The following is a 12,411-nucleotide window of genomic DNA, read 5'->3' as shown; positions in this document are numbered from 1 at the left end:
GCGGCCGCTCAGACCAGAGCAAATCCAAGGACTTCGGAATTCGCCGACAGTATCAGGTGTTCCTGAAGATCAACGGGGTGCTGCATTACCTCTGGCGCGCAGTGGACCAGCACGGTGTCGTGCTCGACATCCTCGTGCAAAGGCGGAGGAACGCCGCCGCGGCCAGACGCTTCTTCAAGCGCCTGCTTGCTGGTCTCAAGTTCAAGCCCAGCCGCATCGTCACCGACGGGCTATGCAGCTACGGTGTGGCGCAGCGTGAACTCCTTCCCGAGGTCAAGCACCGTACCAGCCGCTATTTGAGCAACAGAGCTGAGAATTCCCACCGGCCAACTCGGCGCCGAGAACGCCAGATGCAGCGCTTCAAGTCAGTGAGGCAGGCGCAGCGGTTCCTGTCTTCTCACGCCATGATTTACGGCCATTTCCGACCGCGGCGGCACCTGATGACCGCCATGCAATACCGCCGTGCCCGCGACAAGGCATTCCGGGTCTGGCGCGAGGAGACCTGCGTCCAGATCGGACGGTGATCCTGCACTCCATCGTGCCGCACGATCCAGCACGGCTCCTGCTTCAACAACTTGCCAATGCCTGCGCCCGCACCCCAGGTCTGTGCAACAGCGCCTCCTCCGCAGCTTTGATCTCCGGCCGGAGCTTGCACGCATCGCCGCGCCCACACTGGTCCTCGGCGGCCGGCTGGATTGGATTTGCCCGCCGGAGTTCTCCGAGGAGATCCACGCGCTCATCCGCAGCTCGCGCCTGGTCATTGTCGAGGATTCCAGCCATTCCATGCGCGTCGACGCACCAGAACGGTTGTACAGCGAGATCCTCTGTTTTGCCGCAGGCTGAGGCGCTGGAAGACAGGCGAACTAACGATGGTGCCCCCCTGCCAATACCAGCAGTCGAGGTCCTGCTGGTGTGTCCGGTCCTCTGCCCGCATGTAGGCCGCAAGGGCCGGATCAGGCTGGTAGCGCACGCTAACTGAGGAAGGCAGCGGAAACGCTTCCAGGGCAGCCCTTAGCCGTTCAGCCTCGCCCGGCATGATGGCAAGAAACCCGACGATGTGGTCTCCGAAGAGGACGTTGCGCGGCACTCGCCACACTGCAACAAGTGGCCACTCTGGGGGTAAGCGACGGTGGACCTCGCTCCAGCAGAGCTGGAGGACGGCGATCACCGCTCCCTCCGCCTCGACCCAGCGCCGCAGCGTCGTGGTGTCGAAACTCTCTGGGTCCCTTCGCAAGCGAAGAGGCTGGTTGTTACCAAGGCCGGACATGTCGAGAGCACGGACGCTGCCAAGATAGGCGATCATGCCCAAGTCGTTCACGAGGACAACGTGTCCTTCATAGGCGCCGCGCACGAACTCTGCCGGCAGCAAATGTTCCAGGCGGCGGTCGTCGACCGACTGGATCGTCTCCTTAACGGCCACCGCTGTGCGTGGTAGAACCACAACCGCGATAAGTGCGAGCGCCACGGCAAACATCCGCAGGTCGCGCCAGGCCAGAAGGGCGTCGAGCAGCAGGATTGCTGCCAGGCCGTCCAAAGCAATCAGCCAAGCGTCGTAGCGGTAAAGCCAGCCAATCGAGGCGAGCAGCAGTTGGAGCCCAGTCGCCGAGAGTGCCAACCCCGCGAGCAGGGGCCGCCAGCGCCATCGTGCTGGCCCTCGTCGCCAGTCTGCCGCGACGAGCCCCGCCAACCCGAGGGCGAGCGCAACCACCGCTGGCCCACTCTGATGGCGCAAGTTGCCGCCCAAGTTGCCGGCCAGCCGTAATAGAGGGCCTGCGGCAATATCTTCACGGTTGATGCCCTTCAGCAGGAGCGGGTTTGGCAGCATCCAACCACCCTGCGCTACCCACAACGCACCGAAACCGAGAACGGTGATGGCGCTGCCGACGCTGAGTGCAACCGCGACGGACACACGACGGCGAACCAAAGCGAGTGCGGCGAGAGGAGTGATCAGAAACAGGCTCTCGTACCGGACCGCTACCGCGAGTGCGGCCACAGCACCGAGTGCCACCGGCCCCGCCACCACTACGCCGAGTTGACGCGGCACGTCATCTGCAATGGCCCGTGCACCGGCCCAGGCCAGCGTGGTCGCAAGCAGGACGTGGGTGATATGCTCCATACCGAGCATAGAAAGCGTACCGAGTGGTACGGCGAGCCAGAGAAGAAGGATGCACAGCCCGCGCAGGCGGACACCGGCCAGGATGGTGTACCACAGCCCGAGGACGCCGGCTCCAGCCACAAGGTTCAGCAGCAAGGGAACAGCGACAAACCCGTCCGCCCACCTCTTGGGCCAGACAAGGTAGGCGCCAGCGAGGATCAACGACCACAACGGCGAGGAGGATGCGGCCGCCGGGTCGGTAGGCTGCGCGCCCCAGATGCCCGTGGTTGCGAGCGTGCGACCGATGGCGAGGTGGATGTAGGTATCGTCAAGCGGGTACACGAAAGGCGGCCCCGCAGCGATGATCATAACAAGCGTCGCCGCCGTGTAGAGGCACGCAGTGCCGGTGGGGAAGTCACGCATGGTGGTGCGCCTCCATGCCGACCAGCGCGGGCGGCAATGCCGCAAAGAACTCCAGCAGCTCCGGCCGGCGCAGCTTGCGCCGCAGCACAACCCCACCCGCCGCGTCGATGCCATGCACCTGGAAGACGCTCTTCGCCAGGTCGAGGCCGACCGTGGTAGCCCTCTCCATGGATGCCTCCTCTCCCTCGTGGTCAGGTTCAGGTTCAGCACCAACCACGCTATGGCACTCCGATGCCGCAGAGCAGGGGGCGTCCACCCCATCATGTGAGGCAGCCCACAGCTCCAGAAGGGCGAAGATCAGCGCGACAGGGTCGTGCAGCGTGAAGGCCAGGGTAGCGGTCAGCGGCATGGGTGGGGTCCGTTAAGGATGGCCCACCTTATCAGCACCACACATACACGGAATGATCTCAAATACGTCTTGAATTTGCTAACTTCGCATAGGCCCGCATCACCGCCCCGCACATCGCCAGCGGCAGCGTGGCGCTCCATTGCCCGTGGTGCGGGTGCGGCCATTCCCCATTCCTGCCGCTACGCCGGCAGGCGGCATAGACCAAGCCGCCGGAGTAGGTGAAGGGCATCCACTCAAAGCCATCTGGCAGCAGGCCATGCGCCGCCGCTTCCTCGCGCGTGTAGGGTGGCGCGGGACCGCTTAAAGCTAAGGATGCTCTGTTGAAAAGCTCAGGCTGTCTCGGCGAGGAGCATGAGGTTGTGGGTGAGGACGCGGAGGATCAGTTCGCGGGCTTGGGAGGCATCGCCACGCGCGGTGAGCGCTGAGCCGAGGCGGCGCTTGTGCTGGCTGAAGCCGCTCTCGGCGTGCGGGCGCTGGTTGTAGGTGGTTTTCGGGAAGCGGTGCCGCATGGCGCGCCGATAGGGCGTTTTGGGCCAGCGGCGGCCCGTGTTGCGGCGGTTGAGGCGGATGACCGTCTGCCTGATACCGAGGTTCTCGCGGCAGAGGCGGTGATTGTGCTCGGCGTCGTAGCCCGCGTCATCGAGGGCTGTGTCGATCCGGACCAGAGTGGCAGCCTGCCGCATGGCCGGGGTGAAGTCCGGCGGGCCCTGGCTTGGGCCGACGCCCGGCACCGCGCCAAGAATGAGGTGGGAATGGGCATGGACCACGGCGGTGAGCTTCGGCCAGGCGCGCTGGCGGTGTCCCTCGCTCCCACGCCGCATCCCGAAGTAGCCGCCCACGTGCCGCGTCTCGAGCCCGGTCGCGTCCACCGCCGCGACGGGGGCAGCGTCGATCAGGCCGCGCCTGCGGGCACCCCGGACCACCACGGCCTGAGCGTCGCGGAAGGCCCCCGGCCTCGGCGTCCGCAAGAATGCGCCGGGAGGCATGGGCCAGCGTCGAGTAGTGCGGCACCTTCGAGAGGCCGAGGGCACGGCGCAGTTCCGCTCACTCCGCGACCAGGGTTACCACGCCCCGGTAGTCGGTCCGAAGGAACTGCCGCAGCACGAGGAGAGCGAAGAGCTGAGCCTGCGTGTAGTCCCGCCGCGAGAACCGGCTGCCGTACTCCGGCAGGGCTGCCCGGCCCGCCGCCAAGGCCTCGCGGGCAACCCGCACCGCCGACTTCGACATCCTCCGCATCGGTCCCCTCCCGGCTCCGGCGAAAGCCAATGCAATCGCCGTAGGGAGCCAAGGGTTTCAACAGAGCAAGCTAAGGACAAACCCGGGCGGAGGCGTTGAGGAGGGATGGCTCTCCTCGTTCCTGATGACCTCTGGGCGGTGGTGGAACCGCTGCTGCCGCGGGAGCGGCCGAAGCCGAGAGGTGGCAGGCCGCGTGCGCCCGACCGTGCGGCGCTGGCGAGCATCTTGTTCGTGCTGCGAACGGGCATCCAGTGGCATGAGGTGCCGACCGAACTGGGCTGCTGCGGCAAGACCTGCTGGCGAAGGCTGGGTGAGTGGCATGCCGCCGGGGTCTGGAGAGGACTGCACCGTGTGCTGCTGGAGCGACTGCAGGACGCGGGCGCCCTGGACTGGAGCCGGGCGGCGCTGGACAGCACCAGCCTGCCCGCCAAAAGATCCTATGGGGCGACGGACTGTTGAGCGCTGGTAGGCTTGGGTCCGGACATCAGGACCAGGAGGCCCCCCATGGACGCGATACCCTCCACACCATCCTTGACGGACACGGCTCCGGCGACGCTGTTCGTGGCGCTGGAACTGAGCCGCTCGACCTGGCTCGTGGCCGTGCACTCGCCGGTCGTCGACAAGGTCAGCCAGCACCGGCTGGAGGGTGGTGATGCCGAGGGACTGCTCGAGCTGATCAACCGCAAGCGGGCGCAGGCTGAGGAGAAGTTGGGCCGACCGGTGCGCGCTGCATGCTGCTTCGAGGCGAGCTACGACGGCTTCTGGCTGCACCGGTGGCTATGCGCCCGCGGCATCGAGAACCGGGTGTTGGATGCGGCCAGCATCTTGGTCGACCGTCGGGCGCGGCGGGCCAAGACGGATCGCCTCGATGCGGCCGGCTTGCTGCGAACGCTGATGGCGCTGGAACGTGGCGAGACGCAGGTCTGTCGCGTCGTGCACGTGCCCAGCCCGGCGCAGGAGGACGCCCGACGGCGGTCGCGCGAGCGCACCCGCCTGGTGGTCGAGCGGGGCCAGCACACGAGCCGCATCAAGGGCCTGCTGATGACGCAGGGCATCCGCGACTTCGAGCCGACGCGCGGCGACTGGCAGGCGCGCCTGGAGGCGCTGCGCACGCCGGATGGCCAGCCACTCGCGCCCTGCCTGCGGGCTGAGCTGCTCCGTGAATGCCGGCGGCTGCGGCAGGTGATGGAGATGGTCGCCGAGGTCGAGGCCGAGCAGAAGGCGGTGGCACAGGCGGAGGGGGGCAACGCCGCCCGGCTCGCCCGACTGCGCGGTATCGGCACCACCTTCGCCGCCGTGCTCGGCAACGAGGTGTTCTTCCGCAACTTCCGTAACCGACGCGAGGTGGGCGGCTACCTCGGTCTCGCCCCGAGCCCCTGGCGAAGTGGCCGGGTCGAGCGGGACCAGGGTATCGCCAAATCGGGCAACCCGCGAGCGAGGCGAAGCGCGATCGAACTGGCTTGGCTGTGGCTACGCCACCAGCCCGGCAGTGCGCTCGCGCGGTGGTTCCATGAGCGCGTGGCTGGCGCCAAGGGACGCATGCGCCGGATCATGCTGGTGGCAATGGCCAGGAAGCTGATTGTGGCGTTGTGGCGCTACGTGACCACTGGCACCGTGCCGGAGGGCGCCATGCTGAAGAGCTGAACGGGTTCGTCGCGGCGGCCACAGGGCTGCTCGTGACGAAGCGGGATGGGCGTGGACCGCTGCCCCCCAGGGCCAGAGTGCCGTCAAAAAGATGGGTCCCGCTCTCCCGGCCTCGCATTCGCCCACGCACGTGGGATGTTGGTCAGGCGCTCACCATGGGCCGACCGGATACAAGGTGGTGCGGCGAGATGCCGCACAGACGCAGCGAGGCCGATCCCGAGTTCGTCCGGCTTTCCATGGCTGCCAGGAGGAGATCGCGCTTGACACCATGAGCCCCATACAAGGGGGGCGCCGAGGTTGGGCCGAACCCGACGGACCGCGGCAAGCCTGGCACGAAGCGCCACCTCGTCACGGATGCCCAGGGCACGCCGCTTGGCCTGACGCTGAGCGGCGCCAATCGCCACGACAGCCATATGCTGGCGCCCACCCTGGATGCGGTACCGGGCGTGCGGGCCAAGCACAGGGGACGTCCGCGCCGTAGGCCCACCAAGCTCCACGCCGATAAAATTGACTTTGCCGTCACCCTTGGTGGTCAAATCCAGACGGATGGTACCCACTGGTGCAGCGTATTCTTGTAGTGTCGGTCCGCCAGAACAGGACGGAGGCGGCGATGACGGCCCACCCACAGAAGCTCCGACCAGACCGGATTGGAATGGCTACAGCAGCGGGGTGCCTGCTTGGGATGCTGGCGGCCTCCGACCCGGCGTCCGGCCAGCTTGATCCGCGCAGGGGGCCCCCTGGCTGTGTCCCTGTTGCCGAGCGGCAGATGGAAAGGGGCTGCTACATCCTCGTCTCCGACCCGCTAGGCGAACTTCCGGCCGGGCTGCTGTACTGGCACATTGACGCATACCCGAGCCGCACTTTGGCCGAGGCAGCCCGCAGGCCGCGTGGGACAGTTGTCGAAGCGCTGGGCAAGGTGTGGTTGATGAGCGTCGCCGAAGCGGGCTACCGCGCGCCGGGCGGCGAGCATGTCGCCAAGGTTGGCCCGCTGCCGACGACGGCGGGCAAGAGCTACACGGCCGCGTACATGGAAGGCATCATGATGCCCGGCGCGGTGACGGGCGTACATCACCATCCCGGCGCGGAGGCGATCCATACGCTCGCAGGGGAGGAGTGCATGGAGACGCCCATGGGCCGATCCATCGGCCGCCCCGGCGATCCGCCGATCATCGTCCCGGCAGGTATTCCACACCGGTTGACCATCACCGGTACTGCGGAACGCCGCTCGCTCGCGCTCGTCCTGCACGACTCTTCCCAGCCATGGGTCATCAGGACACACGAGCACGGCTGGACGCCGAAGGGGCTGTGCGGGGGCGGGTAGCGGTACTTTGGCAGTGCCCATAGTTCCTGGACAACAAGCGGGTACCATCCGTCTGATTTTGACCACTAGCAACTGCGCCTTATGGATCCTATTCCAATGTCCGAACCGAAGCCTGTCCTGATAGTTGGTGCCGGCCCGGTCGGCATGGTCGCCGCGGCCGCGTTAACCCGAGAGGGCATCCCCGTTCAGGTGCTGGAAGCTGGCGCTACGCTGTCTGGCGAGATGCGCGCCTCCACCTTCCACGCTCCGACGTTGGATATGCTGGACGATCTTGGCGCCGCGCAAGAGATGATTAACCAAGGCATCATCGGTCCCCGGGTGCAGTACCGGGCGCGCGATCAGAGCATCATCGCGGAGTTCGATTTCGGCTTGCTCGCCGACGTTACCCGCCACCCCTATCGGCTGCAATGTGAACAGTTCAAGCTGACCCGCATCCTGCATGCTCTGCTGCAGGGCAAGCCCGGCTACGCCATCCGCTTCAATGCGCCTGTTATGGCATGCGCCGATCATGGAGACAGCGTCGACGTCACCCTTGAAGACGACACACGCATCGCCGGTAGCTATCTGATCGGCGCCGACGGCGCGCATAGCGTGGTACGCAAGGCGGCCGGGATTTCCTTTGATGGTTTTACCTGGCCGGAGCGCTTCTTGGTGCTCTCCACGCCCTTCGATTTCAAGCGGATCATCCCAAACCTCGCCGACGTTTCCTATTACGCTGACCCTGAGGAGTGGTTCTTCCTGCTACGCGTGCCGGGCGTCTGGCGCGCCATGTTCCCCGTCCAGGCCGAGACCTCCGACGAGGAGACCATGACCGAGCCCTATGCCCGGGCCCGCTTCTCCCGCATCGTGGATGGCCGTGACGACTATCCTATCCATCACACCACCCTGTACCGCGTGCACCAGCGTGTCGCAGCCAGTTTTCGCCGTGGCCGGCTGATGCTGGTTGGCGATGCCGCGCACATCAACAATCCACTGGGCGGCATGGGGCTGAACGGCGGTGTACATGACGCAGTTAACCTCGTGGAGAAGCTGGCCCGCGTCATTCGCGGCGAGGCGGGCGAGGAAATACTCGACCGCTACGACCGTCAGCGCCGTGGCATTACCGTCGAGCACGTCCAGCGCCAGACCATTCAGAATAAGCAGGATTTGGAAGCGCGCGATCCAGTGGCACATCAGCGCTTCCGTGCCCGCCTGGCGGAGGCAGCGTCGGATCCCGCCAAGCAGCACGAACACCTGCTCGGCATGTCCATGATAAAAAGTCTGAGGCGGGCTGCCGAGATCGTGTAGCGTTTCGTTGCTCAGCCAAAGGAGCCGCGGTGTGACGACGGGTTCTCGCCTTCTGGCTTTCACGTTGCTGGCCGCGCTGCTCATCATTACCATCACGGCAACCCCGACGGCTGCACAGGCTTGGCCTGAGCGACCCTTGCGCTTGCTGGTGCCCTTTGCGCCCGGCGGTACGACCGACAGCATCGGGCGGCTCAGCGCGGAATGGCTCGGTGCACACATCGGGCAACCCGTCGTGGTTGAGAACCGAACAGGCGCGAATGGCGCTATCGCGGTGGAGGCAGTAGCCCGCAGCCGGGCCGACGGTTACACGCTGCTCACCGCGAGCGCGTCCCAGATGGTTATGCTGCCAGCGCTGACGCGCGTGCCCTATGATCCCATCCGCGACTTTGCGCCGATCTCCATCATCGGCGCCAATCCGCAGGTGCTGGCGGTGTCAGTCCGGCTGGGCATTAATGATCTCGCCAGTTTTCTGGCGTATCTGCGGACAAATCCGGGGAAGGTCAGTTACTCCTCCGGCGGCAATGGATCGTCCAATCACTTGGCGATGCTGTTGCTGTTGAACCGCACACAGGCATCAGCGGAGCACGTACCGTATCGCGGTGGCGCGCCGGCGATGCAGGCGGTGCTTACCGGCGACGTCGCAGCGTATTTCGGCAATCCCTCCGACATCATACCCCATCTCGACGGTGCAGCGATCCGTGTGCTTGGTGTTGCAGGTACTGAACGTCTGGCAGCAATGCCAAACGTACCAACTATTTCGGAGCAAGGTTTAACAGGGTTCCGGGCAGAGACCTGGAACGGCATCGCGGCGCCGACAGGTGTGCCAGAGGCGACGTTGAAGCGGATGGCGGCAACTCTGCAGAGCGCCTGCGCCAACATGGCCTTTCGGACGGCACTGGAACGGCTGGGTACCGTGCCGGTGTGCTCGACGCCAGAGCAGTTCCGCCAGACGCTGGAAGCAGAAAGTTTGCAATGGGCCGAGCTCGTGCGTGCAATGGGGATCAAGCTGGAGTAACCCGACACTCGGCGGCTGTGTGCGCCGTCGCGCGAGCTCGGTGCATGGATGCGCCGAATGGCATCTCCGGCGTAAATAGGGCCAGAGCCATGCCCGATCCCGTCAAGGGGTGCCCTACTTACCATTCAAAGCCAATGCAGACCGCCGCCACCACATTCCACGCCAGCAACACAGGCTGACGAACTGGTCTGCTTACAAGGCTGGTCTACGAGCACGCAGCGCCGACGCGGCCGACGCTGGAGGAGTTTCTGAACGTCCTGCGGACAGCCTGGCGCGAGGGTGATGTGCGCTCGACGTCGCAGTCGAAGCCGAAGGTGAAGGGAGAACGTCGGCAACCAGATCCGCTTGCCCGTGACGGCGCAGTTGCACTCATGGTTCTGTAGCGCGACCAGCTGTTGAGACAGCCTGCTGCGCTGTTCAGGCGGCCAAGGGTAGGTTGGCGGACAGACACTGAGCAACGCCGCGTTGCTCGGTGCGGATTTGGTTCGGGATGCGGTAGCCGTGCCGGGCGACGAGCCAGGTGGCGTTGTAGCGGGCTACGAAGTCCTGCAACCCGCAGCGGCCGAGGGCAGTGCCTTCGACCCTTGATGGTTTCGAAGGTGTGCACCCAGAGAAAGTTTTCTTTCAAGGTTCGGATAAGGTGTTTCGCGGTGCCGTCGCCGTCGGACCGGCAGACGAAGGAGGGCGAGCTCTCGATATCAAGGAAAGCGATCTCATCCTAGAAGTTGCCGGCCATGGTGTATGCGCACCCATCAGCCAACACTCGACTACGTCCGGCGCCGCACCGCTGAGGGCAAGAGCAAGCGGGAGATCATCCGCTGCCTCAAGCGCTTCGTCGCACGCGGCATCTTTGGCTATCTCTGCCGTCGCCCCAAAGCCGTCTTTCCAGCGCAAATCGCCACTTGACCTCTATAGGAGCATCAATGCCCGGCCGCGACCTTTGCCGACGCCCTGGCGCGATTGCGGCGCCATCTGTGGTTCGAGCATCTCGTCGCCTCGGCCAGCGAGGCCGAAATGACGGATCCCATCCGGCCCGAGGTGCAGCGTCTCATTGCAACCGCCTGCTACGCGCCTTGAGGTGGCGCCTGGCCGACGCTCCGGCGCCGCTCAAATGCGCAAAGTCGAGCGCACTTTCGTGTCCTCACCCCAGTACGTCCGCATCGCATGACCGGAAACCTGGGTCGGGCTCAATGCGCCCGATCCGTCAACCGGTGCAACACGCTGTCGGTCCGCCTCATTCCACCCGGTTCGCATCTTCCCGGTCGCTGCTCACCGGCACCGTCCGGATCAGCGCCGGGCACAACACGTGCGCACGCAGCCGCTCGGCCCGGCCGAACCGTCGTGTCATCGTCCCCAGAACCTTCCGGGCATGGCTCCCCTGCGGCAAGGACGCGACATCGTCTAGCGGGAGGCCGTAGGCCAGAAGTCGCCAGTCCACGTCGCCGGCGAAGCCGTCTTTCGCCACCCAAGCCAGCAGCTTAAGTGCGCCAGAGGTGCTAAGAAGGTAGCCGTCCGCCCCCGGCGCGTTGTGGTCCAACGCGAAGGTCCGCACGGCGTGGGCCAGCGATACTGTCTGGAACCCATCCGCCTCTCCGGCCAGCAACGGCGCCATCCGGTCGTTGACGAAGCAGAGATCCCATCCTGCGGGTAGGCCGAGCAGGCCGAGACGGGACGGCAAGGGAAGGAGCGGGATCACGTCGTCCTCGAGGATCAAGCAGTGCGCGAGGCCGCGGGCCAGCATCGCCTCCCACGCCGCGACGTGGCCGAGGAAGCAGCCGAGCGTGCCGCGTGACCCGGCCTCGGCGCGACGCCCGGTCAGGGATCTCACGGCCGCAAGCGGCAGGAGTGCGCCCTCGACACCGGGCACTCGGAACACAGGCACGTGGCTGGCGTGAAGTTGCCGCGCCATCTCGGCCCGGCGCTCCCCGTTGCGGTCTAGGTTCACCAAGGCGATGGCGTATTCGTCACCCCCTGGCGGCTGCTCGGCCATCCAGCACTGCAGGAGCCGATAGCGCCGGACGACGCGCAGCCCGGTGTCGTAGTCCGCCCGATCCGGGGAGAGGGCGACGGCATGGGTATAATGTGCCTCGGCCGCAGCGAGATCCCGCTCCTGGCGCGCGAGATCGCCCAGAACAGCGTGCACCGCGGCGTCATCCGGCCGGCGAGCCAGGATCTGCCGGGCACGGGCCTGCAGCGCTTCCAACTCTGCCCCGTGGAAGGCGTAGATGCCGCCGTAGTGGGCCAACCACTCTTCGTCCGGCAGGAACCGGGCGGCCCGGCGGAACAAGGGGTCGGACTCGGCGTAGCGTCCACCCGCGGCCATGTCGCGTTTCAGCTCCAGTGCCGCCTGCCAGTTCTCCGGGAAACGACGGAGCAGCGCGCGCCAGGCCTCGGCGGCCTCGACGTGCCGACCGGCGGCCCGCGCGGCTAGGGCTGCGCGGGCGGGGGCATCACGCTCCGCCGCCGGGCCGTCGCCGGCGGGGTCGGGCGCCGCTTGGGCCTCCGGCTCGCGACAAGTCATAGGCTCGCCCGCATCGCTGCCGCCTCTCCTCCGCAGGCCGGTTGATCCCAGGCGCATAACGGGTGGACGATGAAACCATGCGAGACCGTGGAAGTCGATCAGGCCGCCGCTGCCGTCGCTCTGCAGTCGTCGGCGGCTCGGGGCCGAAAACTGGGACTTGGATAGCGCCAAACCTTGGGCCCTCCCAGAGCGGCCATGAGTGGCTATGCTTGCCGTCAAGGTCGGTGAAGGGGGTGGTCCGCAGTCGGCGCTCATCCGCGGCTATGAGAGCAACGCTACGGGGGGCATTTTCAACTTCGTGGTCGCTGACCGTAACGAAGAGGCTTGGGCAGAATGGCGAGATGATGCCCGAGCCCACCACCTACCCTGGCTACCGCTTCCCAGCCGAGATCATCAGCTACGCCGTGTGGCTGTACCACGTGTTCGGCCTGAGCCTGCGCGAGGTGGAGCTTATCCTGGCCGAGGGAGGCATTACCGTCACGCACGAGAGCATCCGGGCCTGGTGCAGGAGATTCGGCTT

11 protein-coding genes and 4 pseudogenes are annotated in these 12,411 nt (G+C 66.1%); 10 read left to right on the top strand and 5 right to left on the bottom strand.

Annotated elements, in window-relative coordinates; all coding sequences use genetic code 11:
- Both AC5JJ1_RS00730 and AC5JJ1_RS00725 read left to right on the top strand, forming a co-directional pair.
- Positions 1-524 (top strand): IS6 family transposase (locus AC5JJ1_RS00730; RefSeq protein WP_495783198.1); only part of this gene is annotated, 524 nt, incomplete at its 5' end.
- Positions 463-843 (top strand): alpha/beta fold hydrolase, encoded by a 381-nt coding sequence (locus AC5JJ1_RS00725; protein ID WP_495783197.1) that lies wholly within the window; start codon positions 463-465, stop codon positions 841-843. The genes AC5JJ1_RS00730 and AC5JJ1_RS00725, both read left to right, overlap by 62 nt.
- Here AC5JJ1_RS00725 and AC5JJ1_RS00720 read toward each other — a convergent pair.
- The 4 genes and pseudogenes from AC5JJ1_RS00720 to AC5JJ1_RS00705 all read right to left on the bottom strand — a co-directional run bounded on the left by AC5JJ1_RS00720 (position 758) and on the right by AC5JJ1_RS00705 (position 4,103).
- Positions 758-2,518 (bottom strand): DUF8728 domain-containing protein, encoded by a 1,761-nt coding sequence (locus AC5JJ1_RS00720; RefSeq protein ID WP_495783196.1) that lies wholly within the window; start codon positions 2,516-2,518, stop codon positions 758-760. The two genes, AC5JJ1_RS00725 and AC5JJ1_RS00720, sit on opposite strands and share 86 nt — an antisense overlap.
- A gap of 7 nt (positions 2,519-2,525) precedes the next feature.
- Positions 2,526-2,687, bottom strand: a pseudogene (locus AC5JJ1_RS00715) (IS110 family transposase); the annotation flags it as partial.
- 509 nt (positions 2,688-3,196) lie between these two features.
- Entirely contained in the window at positions 3,197-3,793 is a 597-nt protein-coding gene (locus AC5JJ1_RS00710; RefSeq protein ID WP_495783195.1) for a transposase, read from the bottom strand.
- A 118-nt stretch (positions 3,794-3,911) separates the two neighbouring features.
- Positions 3,912-4,103 (bottom strand): hypothetical protein, encoded by a 192-nt coding sequence (locus tag AC5JJ1_RS00705; RefSeq protein ID WP_495783194.1) that lies wholly within the window; start codon positions 4,101-4,103, stop codon positions 3,912-3,914.
- A gap of 105 nt (positions 4,104-4,208) precedes the next feature.
- Between AC5JJ1_RS00705 and AC5JJ1_RS00700 the strand changes: the two are divergent.
- From AC5JJ1_RS00700 to AC5JJ1_RS00670, 7 genes and pseudogenes are all read left to right on the top strand, one after another.
- Positions 4,209-4,541 (top strand): annotated as a pseudogene (locus AC5JJ1_RS00700) (transposase); the annotation flags it as partial.
- A 66-nt stretch (positions 4,542-4,607) separates the two neighbouring features.
- Complete coding sequence (locus AC5JJ1_RS00695) at positions 4,608-5,747, top strand: IS110 family RNA-guided transposase (protein WP_495783193.1); 1,140 nt, start codon at positions 4,608-4,610, stop codon at positions 5,745-5,747.
- 281 nt (positions 5,748-6,028) lie between these two features.
- Positions 6,029-6,253 (top strand): annotated as a pseudogene (locus tag AC5JJ1_RS00690) (transposase); the annotation flags it as partial.
- Positions 6,254-6,672: 419 nt separating this feature from the next.
- Positions 6,673-7,068, top strand: coding sequence for a cupin domain-containing protein (locus AC5JJ1_RS00685; RefSeq protein ID WP_495783192.1), 396 nt, complete (start codon positions 6,673-6,675; stop codon positions 7,066-7,068).
- Between the two features lie 96 nt (positions 7,069-7,164).
- On the top strand, positions 7,165-8,355 hold the full coding sequence (locus tag AC5JJ1_RS00680; protein WP_495783191.1) for an FAD-dependent oxidoreductase: 1,191 nt from the start codon (positions 7,165-7,167) through the stop codon (positions 8,353-8,355).
- 31 nt (positions 8,356-8,386) lie between these two features.
- On the top strand, positions 8,387-9,370 hold the full coding sequence (locus AC5JJ1_RS00675) for a Bug family tripartite tricarboxylate transporter substrate binding protein (protein ID WP_495783190.1): 984 nt from the start codon (positions 8,387-8,389) through the stop codon (positions 9,368-9,370).
- 741 nt (positions 9,371-10,111) lie between these two features.
- Entirely contained in the window at positions 10,112-10,276 is a 165-nt protein-coding gene (locus AC5JJ1_RS00670; protein ID WP_495783189.1) for a hypothetical protein, read from the top strand.
- Between the two features lie 328 nt (positions 10,277-10,604).
- Here the strand turns inward: AC5JJ1_RS00670 and AC5JJ1_RS00665 are convergent, their stop codons facing one another.
- Entirely contained in the window at positions 10,605-11,891 is a 1,287-nt protein-coding gene (locus tag AC5JJ1_RS00665; RefSeq protein WP_495783188.1) for a glycosyltransferase family 25 protein, read from the bottom strand.
- A 341-nt stretch (positions 11,892-12,232) separates the two neighbouring features.
- On the opposite strand from AC5JJ1_RS00665, the pseudogene AC5JJ1_RS00660 reads away from it, so the two are divergent.
- Positions 12,233-12,411: pseudogene (locus AC5JJ1_RS00660) on the top strand (IS6 family transposase); the annotation flags it as partial.

The organism is Belnapia sp. (assembly GCF_059504005.1).
The sequence above is the reverse complement of the archived record's forward strand: the minus strand, read 5'-3'. Positions and strand labels throughout refer to the sequence as shown.